Raw genomic sequence first — 22,181 nt, 5'->3', positions numbered from 1 at the left:
TCGAATCTATTTTTCTTTGGTCAGAAAATGATAGAATACTTTTTATATCCAAGTTACCTCATTAGATTAGCTAATATACCATGGATAAAAATTCCACGAGGTGTGAGTCCCAAATGAAACCAGCTGAATTGGAATTGGCTATAAAGAAGAAAAGAGAAGAAATGATTAAGTTAGGAATGGATAAAGGATTGTTATGTCATGAGACAATCAATTGTAGCCAAGAACTTGATAGCCTACTTAACGAGTATAATAATGTTTTAAATGAAACTAAACAAACAAATCCTATGGAAATCTATCATGAATTATTACTAAATATACATAAAACTATTTTTAAGTCTTTACTTAGAGGTTACAGTTATTTTTTTACTATACCTTAATGTGGAAATGTTGTGGAGTGGCTGATTTAGTCACTCTTTTTTTGACTAAAGGGGTAAAACCACAGGGACGGTTCTCCTGGCTTTTTTAGAAATCACGAAATAGAAAAAACCACCAGAACCGTCCCCTTGGCCCCCCTTTGGCCCTTTTCAATCAAATTATTTAATATATAAATTAAATATATTTATTTTTATAAGTTTAAAATTTATATTTTTTAATTTAAATATTTATTTTTCAAATAAACTGATGTATTATTTAATTATAAATAAGGAAGGAGAGAATTATGGCATATCCTCTTATTTCAGATTGTCCCGTTTGTAGTAAGCAATTAAAAATTACAAAGCTGCATTGTACTCATTGTCATACCACAATTGAAAATGAATTTGAACTCTCTAATTTTGCAACACTTAGCAAGGAGCAGCTTGGTTTTATAGAAACTTTTCTAAAGTGTCGTGGAAATATTAAAGAAGTTGAAAAAGAACTTGGAGTATCCTATCCGACCGTACGTGGGAAATTAGATGACATTATCTCTTCCCTTGGATATTCCACCACTAAGAAGGTTGAAAAAGTGGATCGAAAGAAAGTCATATCAATGCTGGAAAAAGGCGAAATAACCGCCGAAGAAGCGATTGGCATATTAAATGAGGAGGAATCCTAAATGAGTGACGAAATTTCAAGAGTTTTAACCATGGTGGAAGAAGGAAAGTTGAACAAAGAGAAGGCTGCTGAATTAATCGAAGTACTGCAAGGAAAGGAGAATCAGGTCGTTCTAACTAAACGGACCTCACCCACCTACTTAAACAAAATGCTAAAAATCCGTGTTACTTCTGAAGAAGGTGACAATGTAAATGTTAATCTGCCAATAAAACTCATAAAAGCTGTTTTAAAGGTAGGAACAAATATTGCTAAAATGATTCCCGAATCAGAAAAGTATGTAAAGGATATCGACGTTGAACTTTTAATGGAAGCGATTGAAAATGAATTGGACGGACAAATTGTAGATGTTACCTCAGCCAAAGGTGACAAAGTACTAGTTATTATTGAGTAATATGATGAAGATAAAAATTAAAGTAAAAGCCAAACGATTTATTATTCCCGTCCCGTATGCTTTTTTACATCTATCTATTGGGATCCTCACTTCCAAGCGAATTCTTGTGCATGTAAATCGTGCAATTGAAAAAAAAGCAAAGAACAAATTTCAAATTCCTTCTATAAACAAGAATGATTTGAAGCCTTTGCTTAGGGAACTTTCAGAGCACAAAGGTCTCCTGCTGCTTGAAACAAGCCTTAAAGACGGAACAGAGGTATCTATTAGGTTATAAAGCACAATTCCTCCGTACTGGATTTGTGCTTTTTCTCTGCTATTGGTACGTTTCACCAAACTTTAGTCAGCTGGTCGTCGTTTATGTTTTTCATTTATTATCTTCTTTTTAAGAATCCTTACTTTACCAACCATTAGCAACCTCATATCTTCTACAATATACCTAGCTAAATCTTCGTCAGAAATATCCTCTCCATCAATATCAAGACGGAATTCTTGCCCTTGAATTCCCCCACCATTCGTAAATTCAATTTCAAAGTCGAATAGAACTCTTTTGCTCATTTCGAATCCACCTTAACCTTAGTTTTAGAGTTCTATATATATTCGGATTTTAAAAAATAAATACCGTCCATCCTCCAATTCTTAAGTAAGTCAACTAACACAAAAAGATTTTTGCTATAATGACCACAATACAGCCTTTTAAATAAATTGGGGAGTGAATATGGAAAATAACGTGTTTGAAGAGATGGCAAAACGATATGATACAGAAGAAAGAATGGAATTAGCTAAAGTGATTGTGAAGGAAGTAAGATCTGAATTACTAAATAGTAAATCAAAATCTTTAATGGACTATGGAAGTGGTACTGGCCTAGTTAGTTTGGAATTAACAGATTTAGTAGATTCTATTTTGTTGGTAGATTCATCAGAACAAATGTTGGAGGTCGCGAAAGCTAAAATTTCCCACAAAGGAATAACCAACGCAAAAGTGCTTTATTCTGATTTCACTCAAGGAACGCCTGAACTGAAGGCAGACATCGTTTTAATGTCACTAGTCCTCCTTCATATTCCGGATACTAAAAAAATTCTACAAGAACTGTTCAACATTTTAAATGATGGTGGCAAGCTCATTATTATTGATTTTGACAAAAACGATAAAATAAATCATCCGAAAGTTCATAACGGTTTTTCGCATGAAGGACTGAAAAACAGTTTATCCGAAGTTGGATTTAAATCAATAGAAATGAGGACTTTCTATCATGGTCAGCGTATTTTTATGAATCAAGATGCCTCCATGTTTAGATCCAGTAGTATAAAATGATTTCCTTAGTTCACACATGATCTAAAAAAGTGAAATATATACCGCAAACAACCAAGAAGCCAGGTGTTTAGCCTGGCTCAAGTATTTTCCTTTTAAATTATGTGTTGATTACCTCTTGAAGTACCTTTGAAATTACCTTTTTTATATGTTTTCCTTTATTATTCGTCACTTTTGATGAAATACTCGTCAAAAATAGGATTTACTCGTCTATTTTCTATTTTACTCGTCAAATATCATACTTTACTCGTCAATAACCCCACTTTACTCGCCAACCACTAAACTACACCGACTCCTCCATTAATCTTCTTTTATTTTGTAAGTTTCCGCCTAAAACAAATTATTTCTTCTTTTTTGATTTTCTACTAAATAGACCTATTGCAACTGCTACCCCAATCCCTATAGCAAACCATGAAGCGAAACTCATCACTTCCACCGCCTTTAAATATACGTATACGTATTTATATACGAAAAGGTTATAGAAATTATGAGCGACCTTTCTGAATTCTCCATTCCTAAATTTGCTTTTCCCTTACAGGATGAACTATTCACAGTCCCCCATTCCCATCATTTATAAAACTTTATGAAACAATTCTCGTTGTTTATTCGTCTAAGCACTAAGTTATGGATCCATAGGGACGGTTCTCCTGGCTTTAACCAAGACCACAAGAACTGTCCCTATGATCAAGGGGCCACCAGAACCCTCCCCTATTTCCTTCCACTCAAAATCATTGCATTTCCTAGTACTTTTTTGTTCAATAAGAGCTTTGGCAATTTCATTACTTCAGCAAGCTTGTAGCTATTCAATTCAGATACATCGTGTTCCTTTAAGACATGTAAGAGCTCTTTTTCATCACCAAATATTTTTTCATCCATAAACAAATCTAAAAAGACAAATTCACCACCAGGTTTTAACACTCGTAATGCCTCAATCATTACTTCCGTTTTATTTCTTCTATCTTTTACTTCATGAAATGTGAGACAACTTACAATGATATCAAATTCATTATCATTAAATGGGAGTTCTGCAGCACTTGCTTTCAGAAAATCAATCCGCTCAGATACCCCTTCTATTTCAGCATTCTGTTGGCACTGAGCTTTCGAATATTCCCAATTCCCGCCCCAATAATCAATTCCTGTTAAAAAGGAATTTGGAAAAGTCTTTGCTAGTTTAATAATCAGTGAACCACTGCCTGTTCCTATTTCTAATATTTTTCCTTTCCCAACCCCATTCACCTTCGCAACAATCAAATCATGTATTTTTGACTGATAATTCCCCCCAAATGCTGCGAATTGGTAAACAGAATAGGAAAGGATAAATGCTATATAAATAAAAGGCACTGCTAAAATCCCTGACAGTACCCGCAGATACAAATGAACAGGTAGGAATGGTACCAAGAGAAGAATGAGTGAAATACCTGCAAAAATGAGAAGTTTGTAAACTCGAATCCAAGTTTGATATTTAGCTTTTGTCTTCACGTGATCAGCCGTCCTTAAATAATCTATTTTTTTGTTTGTTATAATTATAAAGGAAATTAATAATCCTTGTTAAGGTGCTGGTTATATTTCAAAAAAGGTATTAATAGGGGACCAGAACCACCAGAACCGTCCCCTTGACCAAGGGTTTCCATGATTTCATCGATGGTTGCACCGCATGTAAGCAGCCTTCCATGTGTAGCAAATACATTTATCGGATCGGCTAGACTATTGATTTGGCTAATCCCATACTGGTGTACTTACCCTAACTGGCGTTTAAATTGTTTACTGGCGAAGAAGTAAGCGATGACCATGATACCGACGCACCAGGCAAGCGCAATCCAGATATCGTTGCCGACAGACCCTTCATACAAGAGGGCACGAATCGCATTCACGATTGAAGTCACAGGCTGGTTCTCAGCGAATGCACGGACAATTTTGGGCATGGTTTCGGTGGGGACAAAGGCCGAACTTATAAACGGCAGGAAAATCAGTGGGTACGAGTAGGCTGTCGCCCCTTCCATAGACCCCGCTGTTAATCCGGGAATGACCGCCAGCCATGTCAGCGCCAGAGTAAAAAGTCCGAGTATCCCAGCTACCTCGAGCCAATCCAGGATATCAGCGTTGGAACGGAAGCCCATCAAAAGGGCAACGAGGATAACCACTACGACAGTAAGTGCATTGGAAACAAGCGAGGTCAACACGTGAGCCCACAATATTGATGAGCGCTTGATGGGCATGGTAATGAAACGCGCCATCAACCCGCTCTTTACATCGTTAAACAGCCGCAAGGAAGTGTAAGCGACGCCGGAGAGAACAGCCATCAGCAAGATTCCCGGCAATAAATAATTGACGTAGTTGTCCGTGCCCGTCTCTATGGCGCCGCCAAATACGTAAACAAATAGCAGCAGCATCATAATTGGCGTAATCGCCACAGTGATAATCGTATCCGGGCTGCGCATGATGTTGCGCATTAAACGTCCTAGTAATACCCCTGTTTTACTTTTCATTTACATCTCCTCCTTTTTGCCGATGATCGCCAGGAAAATTTCCTCCAATGTCGGCTGCTTCTCGATGTACTCCACTTTCGCTGGCGGGAACATCTCCTTGAGTTCAGTAAGGGTACCGGTCGTGATGATTTTTCCACCATGCAGGATGGCAATACGGTCTGCCAGTTGTTCGGCTTCCTCCAGGTACTGGGTCGTCAGCAAGATGGTCGTGCCTCCATCGGCAAGCTCCTTGACGAAAGCCCAAACTTCAATCCGCGCTTCGGGGTCAAGCCCTGTGGTCGGTTCATCGAGAAAAATAACTGCTGGCGTCCCTATCAGGCTCATGGCGATGTCAAGCCGGCGCTTCATCCCGCCTGAATACTGGTCTGCCCGGCGGTTGGCCGCATCGGTCAGGCTGAATCTTGCAAGCAGATTATCGGCGACTTGAGCGGGATTGGAAACTCCCCGCAACTTGGCGATCATCATCAGGTTTTCCCTTCCTGTAAGCATGCCGTCTAAAGCAGCGAACTGCCCTGTCAGGCTGATGCTTTGGCGAACATGATCCGGTTGACGCTGGATGTCAAAGCCGCAAATTTCCACCTCGCCGCCATCGGGCTTCATCAGTGTCGAGAGGATGTTGACCGTCGTCGTCTTACCCGCTCCATTTGAGCCCAGCAGTGCGAAAATTTCGCCACGCCGCACCTCAAACTCCACCCCCTTTAAGACTTCCTTATCTTTAAAGGATTTTTTTAACCCTTTTACAGTAATCGCTGCATTGCTCATACGTTTTTCCTCCTTATAAAAAGCGCAGCAAGGCGCTAGATTGCCTATACTCCCCTACTCAGTCTTACCGATAATCTGTATTACTTACTACCAGGTTAAAAATATAACTGAATAGTGAAGGTGACACATTACATTTGTAACCAGCTATTCAGTAGGAATGATTTATTGAATTTACTTTTTTTTCCAATCGCTTCATAATACTCTGATTCAAATCTTCACATACTTGTCGACATAGGTTTTAGCGTTTGCCACTAGTTCGTCGGCAAAGGAAGCCAAGTCGTCCCTAGTAACTGTTTGCGGCGTTAGTGTCGATGCTAGGCAGAAATCCACTAGGATTTCGCGGTTAGCCACGACCAATCGTATCGTTCAGCTTCTTGCGATATTTGTCCCTCCAGGTTTTCTCGTCCTTTACTAGATCGTCACAGAAAGCAGCTACGTCCTCGCCCGTAAGGTCAGTGACTTTCTTGTCTTCCGCTGCTCCTTCCTCGAAGAGGTCGAGAATGCCGACAAAGATACGGCTGCTGTCCTTCCAGTCGGTGGGACCACCACCAGCAGTCCACATATATTTTTGGATAGCTTTGTAAGCGTTGCTGTACTCACTTGGAAGTGCCTTCGCACGCGCCTCCATCGCCTTCCATTCCCGCTTGTCATCCAGACTTCCGATAATTTTTTCAAAAAAACTCATTTTACTTCTCTCCTTTTAATTTTATTTTAGTTTTAAGTTCGTTAATTTTACTTGAGATAAAATTCCATTTTTTCCAAAATAATTCAAGCTGTTCTTGACCTGCTGCGTTGAGGGTATAAAATTTTCTCGGCGGTCCCATAGTGGATGGTTTTTTCTCGATGTCCACCAGATTGTTTTTTTCAAGCCTCATGGTAATCGTATAAACTGTGCCTTCAACCACATCAGTGAAGCCAAGTTCTCGCAGCTGTTGCGTGATTTCATATCCGTAAGTTTCGCCACGGCTGATGATTTCAAGCACACACCCCTCAAGCACCCCTTTCAGCATTTCCGTGATATTTTCCAATGTTTTACCTCCATTTATATTTTACTTATATTTTTTTCAGTACTCTGTATCACAAGTATTTTGTGTTACCAATATTCAGTGTTACTGACTACTACTATATAGTATTACCAAATAGCATCACTTGTCAATAAAACTTTTCGTCAAAAAAGCCCGTTTTTACGGCTTCAAAGGTGTTTTTATCAAATGTGACAGCTTAGACTGCTAAATAGACAAGTGATTATTCTTAAGAAGATCTAAATAATTTCAATAGATTTGTGAAGAAATTCACTTAAATTAAACTGCCCCGTTACTTCAATAAGAAATTAGGAAGAAGCCGTTACGATTCTTCTTAATCTCTCGTACATCTTTGCTTAATTGAGCTTTTTTTTAAACCCAATAAGGGTTTGAGAACTATATCCTGCTGACTCATAGAACTTTATAGCGTCAATCCTATCCCGTTCTGTTACAAATACCACTTGTGAGCAGCCTCTCTGGGTTGCAATTCTCTCAAGTTCTGTTATTAATGCTTTTCCTACTCCTGAGTTCCTATAATTTTTATCAACTACCATGTTTTCAAGGACTAAAAAAGGCTTGCAATCTCCATATAGTTCTTCACATATTACGCCCATAACAGAGCCGATTAGTTTTTCATTTTCAAAGGCACTGATAAATATGTGGGAATTGTTTTTGTGAAGTTTATTAAACTGCTTACTCATGGTTTTAATACAAGATTCTTCTCCCTAAAATTGTCTATATGATTGCTCAAGTTGTGATATATCTTCTACACTCATTTCCTTTATAATCATCTTTTCCTCCTATGATCTTCACATTTTCAGAGGCTTCTTTTCTTATACTAGCCTCCCCGTTACTTAAATAGAAAAAAGGACCGCAGCTGTTACGATCCTTATTCGGGCCTTTCATTTTTATCAAATGAAACGCGCAGCTGACAACCACATGGACGGGTATCCTGGCTTTTACCAAGACCACAAGAACTGTCCCTATCATCAAAGTGCCGCTAGAACTGTCCCCCCTGGTCTTCCCACCTGGTCTTCTTTGGTCATACGTGTTGATCTACTAGAATAAGATTCCCGTCAGGATCTTTAATGGTGAAACTTGCCGGGCCATTGGTTGTTACATCAGCTTCAGACAAAAGTTGTATTCCTTTATCTTTCAGCTGCTTTTGCATTTCTCGAATGTCTGTAAACGATTCGAGATTCTCGGCATTTTGATTCCACCCTGGATTAAACGTCAAAATGTTATTTTCAAACATCCCTTGGAAAAGGCCAATTACACAACTTTCGTTTTTCATAATTAACCAATTTTGTGTTATATCTCCCCCAAAAACTTGAAATCCTAGATCTTCGTAAAATGATTTTGATACATGAATGTCTTTTACAGTTAAACTTACAGAGAACGCACCTAGTTTCATAATTCCTCCACCTAACTATTTTTAATAATCAAAACATTCTTCACGACTAGTATATATGGACAATTTGTTATAAACAACACTTATAAAACCTCGACAAATTCTGTGGTGTTACAGGCACCGGAAAATTTAAATTTTACTGTTTTTTTACACTTACTCGTCACTTTAGATGATTTACTCGTCTAAATGCATGATTTACTCGTCAAAATTCTCATTATACTCGTCAAATAACAAACTTACTCGTCAGAATCCCCATTTTACTCGCCAATCACACAACCACATCCTGTATTTATTCTAGAACGGTTTAGGGACAGTCCCCCGCTGCTTTAAAGCAGCGGGGGACTGTCCCTATTCGACGACTTCATATAAAATAAGTGTAGAAATATTCTCACAAAGAGGTATGCCGAATGAAAATTTACGTAACTTTGAAGAGTCTAGCTAAGCGTAAAGCGTTTATAGAAATGGTAGAACTTCAGTTAACGAAGCAACCTGTGACGATCGTTGAGCTTATATCCGAGCTTGTTTCCATGAACGTCCGTGCCTTTAATGAAAGACAGGAAAACATTCCACTCACTCAATTTTTAACAAAAGAAGAAATCACACTAAGTGGAGCTGTTGGCAAGGTAGGATTTGCTGCCTCCTACAACGAGCAAAAAGCCAACGAAGAAGAGGCCATCAAAACAGCTCTTCAAGCATTTGAAGATGGGTTATTCAAAGTGTTTATCAATGATGTGGAACAAGGTGTAGCGAGCCCCACTATTCAATTAAACGACGGGGATCAACTTGTTTTGATTAAACTAACGATGTTAGCAGGACGAATGTGGTAGATTAGGGGGATTTCCGAAATGGTTCAAGACAAACACACCTATTATCAAGGCCTCATAGAAAAAGCAGAAAAGGTATTAACCGGTACAGAGCGGGAGCTTGCCCAACACATCATCAAACAAGCCCGATTAGACTATTATGAACGTAAAGACAATCAAAATAAACTTTACCATTTAGTAGAGCTGCTGAGCCAAAATCAAACCTCATCCTCCTTCAAGCCACTTGTCCAAGCGGTCAAGAAGTGGATAGGTTCTGAAGAGAAAAATGCCAACCATCCCTTCTCCCTTCAGCCACTCATCCATGTCGTCAACAAATGGCTCGGAGACGAGCCCGGAGCTCTTTTTCAATATATTGCGGAATCCACGACGGACTATCCCTATAGTGAAGGCTATTACCGCAGACCCTTCAGGACGTCCAATGTAATATGGCATTTTCATGTGGTAATCAACAAGTTATTTAGCATTCTTGAATTAACGCGCGAATCATTTAACATTACCGATTATTTGACCCATAAAGTGGAAGTAGATTACGCCAACAACCATGTTATTAGCGACTACATCGCGTTTGAATTAGACCGCGGTAACGAGGCAATTTTTCAAGCATTAAAGGACATCATTTACGGCGAAAACAACACCGCTCTTCTGGACAAATGGATGATTGAAGGCATTCTTCATAGCCATCAACCGAAAGCATATGAAATGGTAGGCGAGTTATTACTGGCCGCCAGCCTTCAAGAAGGACTGCGCCAAAGTATTGTCGAGAGCATGGATGAAGGAACGTTGGAAGGAACCCTCTATCTATTAAAAATCATCATCGACCATGACTTAATCCGTTACAGTTCTGTCATCCGAGCACTTGACGTTTGGACTGGGTTAAATTTAGAAGCGGCCAATAAGCGGGTGACCAAGCAATGTATTGAGTATGTGTACCAAGCCTTGACAGATGCACAAGCTCGTGAGCAGTGGCTTACTAGTAATAATGTCGACCAATTGTATATCAGTCTATGGGCAACGGCGGTTTATGAAGAAAATGATGTCGAGGACAAAATCTATCATTTGATGGAGCATGGGGCTCACTATCAAAAAATTGTCGCCATGTCCTTTTTATCACAAAGTCAAAATGAAGGCTTGAAATATGACATTGCTCATAAATACTTAGATGAAACCGATCGTGAGCTTCAATATTATCTGATTGCAAACCTTGGCTATCACTTTTCTTATAGCATTAATTATAAAAGCGAGGCGCATGAGAAGACATTAGAGTTAGGAAAAATGGAATCGTTAAAGGACAAGAACGAACGGGCCAGACAATTTTTCCGCTTAAAAGAAATCCTGTTAAGCCTTCCGAAAAAAGAACTAACGATTCAGTCAAGCGTGTTCCATGACAATGAGGTTTCTCTTACAACTGATATGATTGCGGAAAAACTTTTATACCTCATTGCCTATGATATGGATCCGGAGTGGATTGCCCAAATGATTGAACTGAAGGATAAGGTGGGCCCTGATGTCCGCTCAAACCTTTTAGATTTCTATATCAAAGATGTAACGAATCCAACCCAGCGTGATTTCCTTTTTGATAGTCTTTCGGATAAAAGTATGACCAACCGTGAAACAGCAATGGGCAAGCTAAGCCGTCTCGATTTAACGGATGCCGAAGTGGAAAAAGTAGAAGCGATTCTCAAGCTGAAGACAGGAAGCCTAAGGCAGAAGGCGATTCAACTATTACTTTTACTAAAAGAGGAACGCTTAGAAAAATCAGTTGACCGCTTAATCTCAAGCAAGCAGGAACTGCAACGCTTAGGCGCATTAGAGATGCTGACGGAGTTGAAAGAGGATCCTAAGAGACAAGAGGAATTCGCTTCGTTGAAAGGGAAAATCCATACCATTGCCAATCCTACGGAAAAAGAAAAAGTCTTCATCGATAAATTTTCCAACACAGAGGTAAAAGGATTGAAAAATGGATTTGGCTTGTACGACCCAACGGTAGCAGCTGAGGTGCCACTGAAGGAACTACCAATCGTCCAGCTTCGTGATGTGTTTACCTTATCTACAGAGGATGTCATTGCATTTTTACAAGGACTATCCAACCTTGTTTATGAACATCGCCATCATGAATATGTGGTGGAATATTACGGTGGATATAAAGAAACCTTGTTACTGGGAAGTGATTTACGTGTCAACTTCCATAAAGAAGAAGAAGAAGAAGAAGGACAGGCTAGCTTGGATCGTTTGCCTCTATCGGAAATATGGAAACAATACTTCCAGGAAAAAGGAATAACAACGGAGCAGCTGGTTCAAATACGTTTCCTCCTCTCTAGAGACGATTTCTATCGTTATTATTTTAATAAAATGAATCGATGGGAAAGAGAACATTATCCTGCTCTAACAAGCACGAGAAAAGATTTATTAAGCCACATCTACTCGATCGAACAAATCGAGCAGGTGGAAAGCTTTAATGAAAAAACGGAGTATGCACAGCAAGTTTTCCAAATCGTTGATGCTTATTTTGAGGACCTCGAGAAGCCAGCAGCCTTTGACGTGTTGTATCCGATCCTTTACTCCATGGTAAAAGCCACACCGGGGGATGAGCAGAAAAATCAATCTAAATTTGTGTCGCTGCTTGTTCAGCCTTGGTTGGATTGGACAGAGGATTTTGTTTATGATGAAGCATCCTTTACACACTATTTTTCTGCGATTAATTATTTGTATCGCTCGTCTAATTATAAGAACTTCTCCCCGTCAATCGAGGACTTTGCGAGAGCGTATGAATCGGATGTAATCGATGATGAGGAAGTCTATCGTGAATTGTTCTCTAGGGAAGAAAGCAGTCAGCATTACTGGAAGCTGACGAATGAACGATCCGACCTCTTGAAAAAGTATCCTTCGATGCTGCCGATTAAGGAGCGTGCGATTGAAACGATTCTAGAAATCGAACTAAGTCGCGGCGAGCTTCCGACGGATGTCACACCGCTTGCCTTAAATATAAGCAAATATGAAGGAATCGAGTATTTTGTCAAAATCCTTTTAGGAACAGAAAAGGAATCGTTTGTCCGTGGCTATATTTATAGCTATGATGGCCAAGCCTCTAAAAAGGAAACGTTCAGCCACTTGCTAAAGGTATGCTACCCGAAAGCCAGCGATAACGAAGAGATGTTGGCGGAACTTTTAAAAGGGAAAAAGGTGGTGGATAAACGTTTACTAGAGGCAGCCATGTATGCGCCGCAATGGATTGAGATTGTTTCAAAATACTTGCAATGGGACGGCCTGCGAAGTGCAGCCTGGTATTTCCATGCGCATATGAATGAGAGTTTTTCTGCGGAAAAAGAAACGATTGTGGCCCACTATTCACCGATTAAACCGGAGGATTTTAACGACGGAGCGTTTGATATTGCTTGGTTTAAGGATGCTTATCAGGAATTAGGCAAAAAAAGGTTCAAGGTAGTATATGATGCTGCAAAGTATATTTCAGCCGGCGCCAATCATAGACGGTCACAATTATTCGCCGATGCGACCTTAGGGAAATTGTCTCTGTCCGATATGAAAAAATCAGCCAGTGAAAAGCGCAATAAAGACCATTTACTGGTGGTTAGTCTCATACCGATTGACTCAGAAAATGAGAGAGATGTATTAGACCGTTACGAGTTTTTACAAGCGTATTTACAAGAAAGCAAGAAGTTTGGTTCTGCTAGACGTGCGAGCGAATCAAAAGCGGTTGGGATCGCCCTTGAAAACCTGGCCCGGAATGCCGGCTACAAGGATGTGACCCGATTAATTTGGGAAATGGAAGCCAAGAAACTGGAGGAAATTCAGCCGCTTCTGGAACCAAAGGACATCGATGACTTGACGTTACAGCTGGTGATTGATGCTAGTGGAAAAGCGGATATTCATGTTTCTAAAAATGGTAAAGCGCTAAAATCGATTCCTTCTAAATATAACAAACATGAGTATGTTATGGAGTTAAAATCCGTTAAGACGGACCTCACCAATCAATATAAGCGTGCCAAGCAAGAGCTAGAACGCTCGATGGTGAGCCAGAATAGCTTTACTCTCGCTGAGTTAACCAAGATGATGAACAATCCAGTGATTTCACCTTTGTTAGAGAGTTTAGTGTTTAAAGTAGAGGAACAGTTGGGCTATTTTGCGGAAGGCCGTTTGGTTAACGTAACGGGAGAAGATGTCCTGATTGAGTCCGATGACGAACTGTTCATTGCCCATCCCGTCCATTTGTACGAAAGCGGTCTATGGAGCGATTTTCAACGAGATTTATTTGATCGTCGGGTAAAGCAGCCTTTCAAACAGGTGTTTAGAGAATTGTATGTTCCGAATCAAGATGAATTTGCTGCAGGCACGGCATCGATGAGATATGCCGGGCATCAGGTACAGCCTGGGAAGACTGTAGCTCTATTAAAAGGCCGAAATTGGACCGTCAGTTATGAAGAAGGTCTACAGAAGGTGTTTTATAAGGAAAATATGATTGCCAAAGTTTATGCGATGGCTGACTGGTTCTCCCCTTCTGATATCGAAAGTCCGACATTAGAGACTGTTGAGTTCTTCGACCGGCATACGTATAAGAGCGTCGACTTAAAGGATGTACCTAAGCTGCTGTTCTCTGAAACGATGCGTGATGTGGATTTAGTGGTGAGCGTCGCGCATGTGGGCGGAGTGGATCCAGAAGCAAGCTTAACGACGATTGAAATGAGACGCGCGATTGTCTCGGAATCGATCCGCTTGTTAAAGCTCGACAATGTCCGAGTGGAAGGAAACTTTGCCCTCATCGAAGGCAGTCTGGGGGAATATTCCGTTCATTTAGGCAGTGCCAATGCCTATAAGCAAGCGAGCGGAACCTTATTCATTGTACCGGTTCACTCTCAGCATCGAGGCCGCGTCTTCCTACCATTCATGGACGAAGACCCAAAAACTGCTGAAATCGTTTCAAAAGTTCTTATGCTGGCAGAGGATAAAAAGATTAAGGATCCTTATATTTTAGAGCAGATCAAGTGAAACTTGGGGACAGTCCCCCATCGCTTTAAAGCGATGGGGGACTGTCCCTTAATTTGTTGCCCGAAACAAACAGGGGCGGTTCGCTTGGCTCAAAAAGGTTCCTTAAAGAGGAAATGACAGCAGATAAGTTACCGTGGTCTTTCTCCTAGTAAGCTAGAAAGATTCTACTAGGGATGTACTGATTTTAGTTCTTCAAAAATCGTGCGGTGACAGAGACTGAAAAATAAAAAATACCAGGCGTTTAGCCTGACTCAAGTATCTTCCTTTCAAATAATGTGTTGATCACCTCTGGAAGTACCTTTAAAATTACCCTTTTTATATGATTTCCTTTCTTACTCGTCACTTTCGATGATTTACTCGTCAAATATTATTATTTACTCGTCTATTTTCTAATTTACTCGTCAAACTTTACACTTTACTCGTCAATAACCCCATTTTACTCGCCAACTACTAAAAAACGGGACGGGGGACTGTCCCCGAAGCTCCAGCCACTTTTAAATGGGTATGATTTTGTCTAGAATGGACATATAATAAAAAGAGAGAAGTGCGCTAACACTTCTCCCACGCAACCGCTACCGTCAGGGTTATGGTTGTTTATGTTATTCTTGAGCCACCCTTTTGCTTGCGACGGCGCAGAATGGTTGTTGTTAAAGGTGATTTTTTGTGAGAACCACCCTTTTGCTTCCTACGGTGCAGAATGGTTGTTGTTAAAGGTAATTTTTTGTGAGAACCACCCTTTTGCTTCCTACGGTGCAGGGTGGTTTTCTTGTGTTCTAGAAGCGTCTTCCGAAAGAAATTAGCGCTAACTTCACGCATAATCCCTCGTTTGTCTCGAAAAATCACTTCATATATTTCGCAACCAACTCATAGCACCTTTCTCTTGTTAGAGTTGCTTGCGTAGCCACATATTCTAATGCTTCCGTCGTACCACCTTCATACTTTAGTGATGCTTCTTTCGCCGCTTCATCCCTGTGCTTAATCCATTTCCGTTGTTCTTCCTTTAGTTTCTCCATCTGTTCTGTATCAAGCTGCTCTTTTAGCACCCCATAAATTTCGTTCAAGGCCTCATCCCATCTTTTATATCTATCCGCTTCTTGTTTTTCCATTTCTACCATGGTTGTTTTAGCTTCTTCGTTTCTGTCTGCTTCTTCCATTTCATTTAGTTTCTTAAGATATTGATCCTTTTTACTTTCAGTATTTTCATTATTACGGGATTCCTGTGACTCTCCATCATTTGAATTTGTATCTGTAGATGTATGATTCGAAGTATCTTCTTGGACCTTTGGCTGGTCGTTCGATTTAGCATTTGACTCAACAGAAGACTTTCCACAAGCAGCCAAAATAACTAATACGCCGCTTAACATTACCATCAGTAACTTCCGATTACTTTTCATGTACCAACCCCCTTTATCCATATTATAACATTTCTAGTCGCAGACCAAAGGGACAGTCCCCCGGCGCTTTAAAGCGCTGGGGGACTGTCCCTACTTAAAGATTTTAAACGAAGGCTATTCACTACTCACTTCATATTCTATCAGGTAATTAAACATTTAATTCACGAAACATGCCAACTTACTTTGTTATGGTTATAATTTTAGGCTTTTTTCGTATATATTACTGTTTTCACCAAAGGTTTAAACTTCAAAAACGTTCGATTAGATGTAAAATTATACCCAGATGAACATTTTTAAGACTTTATCAGCGAATTTCAATAGTTTATCAGCGAATTTTCAAGTTTATCAGCGAAACTGCCAATATATCAGCGAATTTCCACTTTTATCAGCGAATCCAAAAATAGCAACATTATGTTAGCAAAAATCTTAATTTTATCAAAAGGAGGGCATAAAAATGGAGCAGCCCCATGCATTAACAAAATTAAAAAACTACGCCAGACAACTAAAACAAAATTTATTCGTACTATATTTATCATATAAAGACAGTAGAGTCCCTTGGTATGCTAAATTGGTAGCTATTTGTGTAGTTGCTTATGCCTTTAGTCCAATTGATCTAATCCCTGACTTCATTCCTGTATTAGGCTATCTCGATGACCTTATTATCGTTCCACTTGGAATCTCACTAGCTTTAAAATTAATACCGCCTTTCATTATTGAAGAAAACAGAGCAAAAGCAGAAGAAATTAGACAAAATGGCAAACCAAAAAATTGGTTTGTTGCCGTACTCTTTATTTTGATATGGCTATTCATTGCCATTTGGATTGTTAAATTCTTCGTTGATAAAAAGAGCCTATAATATCGTTGTATTCCTACAAATTTCATCTAATTTCCTATTTTTCTATACTAACCAAACGTTTAATTAAAAGAAGCATGAACCGCTCCCTATATATTTTCTTCGACAAAAACACATAAAAAGATTGTCGATGACCTATTCGTTTGCTCCGCTAACATTCCTCAAAATCCTTGTCTTTTCTCTTTAACCGACTCAATTCTGTTACTTCTGCCCTTTTCCGATACTAATCAAACGATTAATTAAAAGAAGGTTAAGTCCTAGTAAACATTGGATTCTTGCTTTGAATTCTTCAAAAAGGATGTCGAATACTGATGGTTGTTTTTGGCGGTGACAGGCACGGGGATTTTAGCTAGAAATTACAACCGTTGTACAAGCTACTATTAATTTATTACCTGAGTTATCTTTAAGAGTTGTTTAAAAGGAACAAACCAAAGGGACGGTCTCCTAGTTTTGACCAAGACCAGCAGACCGTCCCTTTCCCTTATCTTTCGTTATTTTTTTATCATTTTCCCTATAGGCTATACTAATTAATCGTTTAGTTAAAACAAGAATATACCTATTGATCTGGCTACTTCACATCACAAAAGGCATAAAAAGGTTGTCGGCCAACTTTCCGAATGTTACCCTCTTATTCGACAAAATAGTAAGTATTTCGCTTTAATGACTTCCTTCCCTTTTCTTCACCCTAATTCGATTGTAATCAAACGTTTGGTTAAAAGTAGGATAAACACTTGCTAGCAATGGATTCTTGCAGCAAAAACAATAAAAACATTGTCGAGAAAGGGACTGTCCCCCGGCGCTTTAAAGCGCTGGGGGACTGTCCCCATCTTTGCCCCGAAGAACCTTTACACATCATTTAATATATCTTCAATATATTCCATTATCTCTTCTTGTACTTCCTTCACTGTTTCATCAAGTAGTTCACCGGTAATTTTACTTCCAGGAATGTTTTTGGCAACCGGCATACCTAAGAAAGTTCGTTCACATTCCCATATTTTAATAATATGTACGTCAATAAGTTCACCATTTTTGTCAGTTTTATCTGCCAAGCCTATTGCAACGGAGGAACTATACCCTGGCTGAAAAGGGTCATCGTCCACTTGATCGAAATCAGCTTCAAATGCTAAGTTCTTCCTAGCAATAACGGATTTATACTCTTTTAACAATTTTTCGATATGCCCTCTTAATGCCGACTCAGCACTCTTAACCTTCATCTTTAGGTCATCTGTGAAATCCTTTTGTTGATATTTCATATAAAACACTTCTCTTTAAATAGAATTTTTCATGAACTACACTGCCACTTTAAAAAAGGTCCACAGTTGTTATAATTCTTCTTAAACTCTAGCTACCCGTTTGTTTAAGTGTAATTCTTCACAATTTGATTTTAGAAAAAACTATTTTTTGCTCTATAGATCTTTTTGGAATCCAGAAGTATTCAAAATTACGTTATACAATATTTTATCCGCTACCGACATTACTCAACTGGAAAATTTTTCTTACTGCTCAAGTATCTTGAAACTTAAACCCGAATGTTACTTTCGTTTTTTGTTTCCTTTGCTCTTTTTACTTTGTACGCCATTTATGTGAATATTTTTTTTGCAGGGAACTTGTCCAATCGAATTTAATTGTCAGTTCATAAACTGGTTAATAGATTTGATAAGAAAGGTGGTGATAAAACATTGAGTAAAGACAAAAAACATTGCTTATGTGATTTTGGAAAATTGCCGTTTCATTTTCCTTGTCAGTCTGGATTATTACACCAGTTTGTAGTAGGTACTAACGCGAATCCACTTCCTGAATTACCATTCCCCCCACCATCAGAATTTACTACAATTTCAACATTAACCATCGCTATTGATGATCCTCTAGACACAGTAAGATTTTTGGCAACAATTGTAGCAAATAATTTTGGTTCCACAGTCGCAGACCCACTCGCACAGTTATTCACATACCGAATTAGACGCGTTGCACCAGAAGAGGAGATTATTAGAGTTCAAGATACGAATATTGACTTTGCAACAACTACTTTCACCGCGATCGACAGACCTGGTGTGGGATTTTTCACTTATGTTTTAGAAGGAAGAATCAATACTTCAGCTCCGGGTAACGAGAGTAATGAAGGGATAGAGGACGCGGTTTTTACAGCTGAGGAAATTGAACGTAATATTCCTTGTTAAATATGTACTACAGAAAACTACAGACTGCTAACAATACTGTTACAAATATTTTATAAGTTATAACCTTATATTATTACGTTTCATACGGTCTCTCCAAATAAGGGGAGGCTGTTTTTGTGTTTTGGTAGAAAAACGGCATTCCTTTCACCTGCCTTTATTATAGAATAACGGTCAATACTCATTTCATTTATGTTTTTTTATTTTAAATTCGAGATTATAAACGCAACCTTCTCCTTTTCCATTCAAGATTTCATTTATTATGTGATAACCGACTTCAAATGATTTTAGTATTTGTCCGGATCCTCTTTGCAAACTACTCATTCGATAAGATCAATTACTTCTAAGTCTGTCGTAGCCAGCAATAAAATTTAATTTTTTATGTAATATTCAAAAAAATAAAAAATAGTACTATGAAATCAGTAAAATAGGTTTGAATGTTTATCTTTTTTAAACTAACCTGCTTCTTTAGTTAAATAAGAACGCAATCGTAATGCTTATAACGGGTTAAATAAATCCGCGAAGCAACAGAGCGATTTAATGATTGTTGTTAAGCAAGCAACATTAGTTTACCTAATCCTCTACTATAACTGCCTTAGACAAGGAATTGCAGAAGGTGCCTACCTTGAAACAGTACGATTACCGACAAATCTACTAGGTTCAGTTATGAGATTTCCTTGTTCAAAAAGAAAAAATACAACACCAAATATGTAATTAATGCCCTCTCATGACTAAAATAAAAGGCAACTCTATAATATAGAGCCACCTGAAAAAACTGCTGTTTTTATTGTTCTTATTTCTTTCAACTCCCTGAGCCATACATTTTGTATAGCTAAAGCTTCACAGAACCTAACCGAAGTGTCTACTTAAAATACTATTCGAGCGACCATTTTTGTGAAAATGTTTCGAAATCTGTTCTTCTTTTTTCCTTGCATTTCCTGTTCTCCTCCTTCGAGGTTTAATACGGTTACTTTATAAATGGGTCATTCTTTTAGTAAAACTTGATGAAAATGCTCATATTAATTAACAAATACAGCTATGTTATATTTTTTCTGTGATTACTGCTGTTTTCCATTCTTAGTGCTAAGGTTAAAAAGGGCAACTTTTTTACAATAATAATTCTTTCCAAAATTGAGTAGGCGAAATTTACTTACACTTTTAAACATTATGCACTTTTTAGAGCGTATAACAAAACCCTTGATAATCAAGGATTACCAAGAGTCTGTTTCTAATATAATCCAACTAGGCTTGAACTATAGATACCTATCCATCAAGCTACTTATAGGTTACCGTAATACAGTTCAAACCTTATAAAACATTGTTTTTATGAACATTTTTCATTTAACTAACATGTTCTACCCTATTTAAAAGCTTCAACCTAATCATTTTGCAAAATAAACTCGATTTTTTGGATATTCCCTGTAAATGCGAAGTCTCCTCTATCTGTATAGTTTTTGCTTACTGGTAAATATGCATCTCGTCCAACAGATAATCCTTCCATTGAAATCAAAAACGGTAAGGTCCTTGGCATATCAACTTCTCCAACATGGTGATCATCGATAAATAGGCTGCCTTTTCCTTGAAATTGACCTGTTTTCTCAAATTCGAAACGTATCGTTGACTTTCCAACCGGAATTTCTAGATTAGATTCAATTTTATAGACAGTCCCCACATAATTATACTCATAATATATACGGTTATTTTGAATATACATTGTATAACCGCTGTTTGGACTTCCGTGCGCAATTAATACACCCTTACTTTCTTTACTCAAACAATCAATCGGTACTTTAATCTTGTAAGAACGATTAAGTATAGATGGCATTGCAAGAGTATAGCCCATGTTTGGATAGTAAGTAAACTCTGTACGATTTCTTACTCTATCATCAGGGGAGACATAAGAAAATAATTCAATCGTTTTATCAATAATTGGGAGAGCATCATATTTTTCAGCTTCTACAAACCAGATTTCCTTTAATTCATTCAGTTTCTCTGGAAACCATTCAGCTAAATTATTGGATTGAGAAAAATCTTCAATCGTGTTATACAATTCCCATCGATCATCCTCAAAAGGTGTTCCTTTCGTATGAAAAGAGGTCGCCTTCCAGCCGTCATGCCAAATCGCTCGCTGTGCTCCCATAAGGAAGTATTGAGTTTCACGGATAGTTTGAACTTTGGGATTATCAAATGTATACTGCATGCTCTTTCCATGCAACGGCATTTGCTTAACTCCTTTGATTTCTTTAGGTGCACTTATTCCAGCCAAGTCTAGAACTGTCGGAGTGATATCAATGACATGATGGAACTGATTACGAACACTTCCAATATCCTTGATTCGATTTGGGAAATGATAAATCAAAGGAACATGAATTCCTCCGTCAAAAGTTGTTTGTTTATAGTACTTAAACGGTGTATTGCTTGCCTGAGCCCACCCACGAGGATAATTAGGGTGTGCATTTGGTCCACCAATTTCATCGATGCGATCGAACATTTTTTCAGCTGTCGTTGGAATTCCGTTATAATAAGAATCTGGTTCCAAAATCCCATCAAATTCCCCCTCCTGACTCGCCCCATTATCAGAAAGAAATACAATCATCGTATTGTCCAATTGCCCAATAGCTTCAAGAAAATCAACGAATCGACCGATCTGTTCATCTGTGTGAGTTAGGAACCCTGCATATGTTTCTTGAAATCTTTCGAAGAGACGTTTTTCATCAGATGTAAGCTTATCCCATTCCTTCACACCAGGATTACGTTCCGCAAGCACTGTATCTTGTGGTACGATTCCTAATAATTTTTGACGTTCCAATCTTTCTTCGCGTATTTGATCCCATCCTTTTGCATATGTTCCTTTATACATATCAATATAACTTTGTGAGACTTGATGAGGATAATGCTGCGCGCCAAATGCAAGATTCATAAAGAATGGTTTATCTGGAAAAATTGAAACGTGATCAGAAATAAACTTTATTCCATGATCAACAAGATCTTCAGAAAGATGATAATCGGTTTTTTTGGGAGGCTCCACGTTATGATTATCGTAAACTAAAGTAGGTGTATATTGATCTGAGCAAGCATCTAAAAATCCGTAAAACCGTTCAAAACCTTTTCCCAACGGCCAGTTATCAAAAGGACCAGCCGGTGTTTCTTCATATATTGGTGTTAAATGCCATTTCCCTACAGCATAAGTACTAAAATCATTTTCCTTTAGAATTTCCGCTAATGTTCCTGCTGAAGATTTGATTTTACCTCGTGAGTTCGGTACATCTGGACCTAAATCGAAATTTGCTAGAACCCCCATACCAACAGAATGATGATTTCTGCCTGTCAATAAGCTTGCTCTTGTTGGGGAACAAAGTGGCGTAACATGGAAATTATTATAGCTCAATCCATTTTGTGCTAAACGATCTATATTAGGCGTCTTAATTTCCGAACCATAGCAACCTAGGTCAGAAAAACCCATATCGTCAAGGACAATGAATACAATATTATTTTTCATTTTTATCGTCTCCTTTAAGTATA

The 22,181-nt window shown here is 38.5% G+C and carries 19 protein-coding genes and 1 pseudogene; 9 read left to right on the top strand and 11 right to left on the bottom strand.

Annotated elements, in window-relative coordinates; translation table 11 throughout:
• Positions 1-113 precede the first annotated feature (113 nt).
• The 4 genes from AA0X95_RS05005 (at position 114) to AA0X95_RS04990 (ending at position 1,697) form a co-directional block, all read left to right on the top strand.
• Positions 114-377 (top strand): aspartyl-phosphate phosphatase Spo0E family protein, encoded by a 264-nt coding sequence (locus AA0X95_RS05005; RefSeq protein WP_413306065.1) that lies wholly within the window; start codon positions 114-116, stop codon positions 375-377.
• 281 nt (positions 378-658) lie between these two features.
• Positions 659-1,033 (top strand): DUF2089 domain-containing protein, encoded by a 375-nt coding sequence (locus AA0X95_RS05000; protein ID WP_413306062.1) that lies wholly within the window; start codon positions 659-661, stop codon positions 1,031-1,033.
• The gene (locus AA0X95_RS04995) at positions 1,034-1,423 is read left to right on the top strand and encodes an SHOCT-like domain-containing protein (RefSeq protein ID WP_413306059.1); all 390 of its coding nucleotides are present in this window, start codon (positions 1,034-1,036) and stop codon (positions 1,421-1,423) included.
• A gap of 1 nt (position 1,424) precedes the next feature.
• Positions 1,425-1,697 (top strand): hypothetical protein, encoded by a 273-nt coding sequence (locus AA0X95_RS04990; protein ID WP_413306056.1) that lies wholly within the window; start codon positions 1,425-1,427, stop codon positions 1,695-1,697.
• A 62-nt stretch (positions 1,698-1,759) separates the two neighbouring features.
• Here the strand turns inward: AA0X95_RS04990 and AA0X95_RS04985 are convergent, their stop codons facing one another.
• Positions 1,760-1,978: a cyclase gene (locus AA0X95_RS04985; RefSeq protein WP_413306054.1), complete on the bottom strand. Its 219-nt coding sequence runs from the start codon at positions 1,976-1,978 to the stop codon at positions 1,760-1,762.
• Between the two features lie 160 nt (positions 1,979-2,138).
• Between AA0X95_RS04985 and AA0X95_RS04980 the strand changes: the two genes are divergently transcribed.
• Positions 2,139-2,735 (top strand): class I SAM-dependent methyltransferase, encoded by a 597-nt coding sequence (locus AA0X95_RS04980; protein WP_413306052.1) that lies wholly within the window; start codon positions 2,139-2,141, stop codon positions 2,733-2,735.
• 705 nt (positions 2,736-3,440) lie between these two features.
• Here the strand turns inward: AA0X95_RS04980 and AA0X95_RS04975 are convergent.
• The 7 genes and pseudogenes from AA0X95_RS04975 to AA0X95_RS04945 all read right to left on the bottom strand — a co-directional run bounded on the left by AA0X95_RS04975 (position 3,441) and on the right by AA0X95_RS04945 (position 8,416).
• The gene (locus AA0X95_RS04975; RefSeq protein ID WP_413306050.1) at positions 3,441-4,211 is read right to left on the bottom strand and encodes a class I SAM-dependent methyltransferase; all 771 of its coding nucleotides are present in this window, start codon (positions 4,209-4,211) and stop codon (positions 3,441-3,443) included.
• A 257-nt stretch (positions 4,212-4,468) separates the two neighbouring features.
• Complete coding sequence (locus AA0X95_RS04970; protein WP_413306047.1) at positions 4,469-5,218, bottom strand: ABC transporter permease; 750 nt, start codon at positions 5,216-5,218, stop codon at positions 4,469-4,471.
• Positions 5,219-5,980 (bottom strand): ABC transporter ATP-binding protein, encoded by a 762-nt coding sequence (locus tag AA0X95_RS04965; protein WP_413306044.1) that lies wholly within the window; start codon positions 5,978-5,980, stop codon positions 5,219-5,221.
• Between the two features lie 148 nt (positions 5,981-6,128).
• Positions 6,129-6,665, bottom strand: a pseudogene (locus AA0X95_RS04960) (DUF1048 domain-containing protein).
• Position 6,666: 1 nt separating this feature from the next.
• Complete coding sequence (locus AA0X95_RS04955) at positions 6,667-7,008, bottom strand: PadR family transcriptional regulator (RefSeq protein WP_413306041.1); 342 nt, start codon at positions 7,006-7,008, stop codon at positions 6,667-6,669.
• Positions 7,009-7,358: 350 nt separating this feature from the next.
• Positions 7,359-7,703: a GNAT family N-acetyltransferase gene (locus AA0X95_RS04950; protein ID WP_413306038.1), complete on the bottom strand. Its 345-nt coding sequence runs from the start codon at positions 7,701-7,703 to the stop codon at positions 7,359-7,361.
• Between the two features lie 341 nt (positions 7,704-8,044).
• Positions 8,045-8,416 (bottom strand): VOC family protein, encoded by a 372-nt coding sequence (locus tag AA0X95_RS04945; protein WP_413306036.1) that lies wholly within the window; start codon positions 8,414-8,416, stop codon positions 8,045-8,047.
• Between the two features lie 404 nt (positions 8,417-8,820).
• Here AA0X95_RS04945 and AA0X95_RS04940 point away from each other — a divergent pair, with 404 nt between their 5' ends.
• Positions 8,821-9,240, top strand: coding sequence for a hypothetical protein (locus tag AA0X95_RS04940; protein WP_413306033.1), 420 nt, complete (start codon positions 8,821-8,823; stop codon positions 9,238-9,240).
• An 18-nt stretch (positions 9,241-9,258) separates the two neighbouring features.
• Positions 9,259-14,238: a DUF4132 domain-containing protein gene (locus AA0X95_RS04935; protein ID WP_413306030.1), complete on the top strand. Its 4,980-nt coding sequence runs from the start codon at positions 9,259-9,261 to the stop codon at positions 14,236-14,238.
• Between the two features lie 839 nt (positions 14,239-15,077).
• On the opposite strand, the gene AA0X95_RS04930 is transcribed toward AA0X95_RS04935, so the two are convergent.
• A complete protein-coding gene (locus tag AA0X95_RS04930; protein ID WP_413306028.1) occupies positions 15,078-15,632 on the bottom strand; it encodes a lysozyme inhibitor LprI family protein in 555 nt (184 codons plus the stop codon).
• Positions 15,633-16,086: 454 nt separating this feature from the next.
• Here AA0X95_RS04930 and AA0X95_RS04925 point away from each other — a divergent pair, with 454 nt between their 5' ends.
• Entirely contained in the window at positions 16,087-16,488 is a 402-nt protein-coding gene (locus AA0X95_RS04925) for a YkvA family protein (RefSeq protein ID WP_413306026.1), read from the top strand.
• Between the two features lie 842 nt (positions 16,489-17,330).
• On the opposite strand, the gene AA0X95_RS04920 is transcribed toward AA0X95_RS04925, so the two are convergent.
• The gene (locus AA0X95_RS04920; protein ID WP_413306023.1) at positions 17,331-17,738 is read right to left on the bottom strand and encodes a hypothetical protein; all 408 of its coding nucleotides are present in this window, start codon (positions 17,736-17,738) and stop codon (positions 17,331-17,333) included.
• Positions 17,739-18,164: 426 nt separating this feature from the next.
• On the opposite strand from AA0X95_RS04920, the gene AA0X95_RS04915 reads away from it, so the two are divergent.
• Positions 18,165-18,662, top strand: coding sequence for a hypothetical protein (locus AA0X95_RS04915; protein WP_413306022.1), 498 nt, complete (start codon positions 18,165-18,167; stop codon positions 18,660-18,662).
• Positions 18,663-20,037: 1,375 nt separating this feature from the next.
• On the opposite strand, the gene AA0X95_RS04910 is transcribed toward AA0X95_RS04915, so the two are convergent.
• On the bottom strand, positions 20,038-22,158 hold the full coding sequence (locus AA0X95_RS04910; protein ID WP_413306020.1) for an arylsulfatase: 2,121 nt from the start codon (positions 22,156-22,158) through the stop codon (positions 20,038-20,040).
• Positions 22,159-22,181: the final 23 nt, after the last annotated feature.

Source organism: Neobacillus phoenicis (assembly GCF_047302305.1).
In the GTDB taxonomy this organism is placed as follows: Bacteria; Bacillota; Bacilli; order Bacillales; family Cytobacillaceae; genus Neobacillus.
Note: the sequence above shows the minus strand (reverse complement) of the source record. Positions and strands in the feature narration are given on the sequence as shown.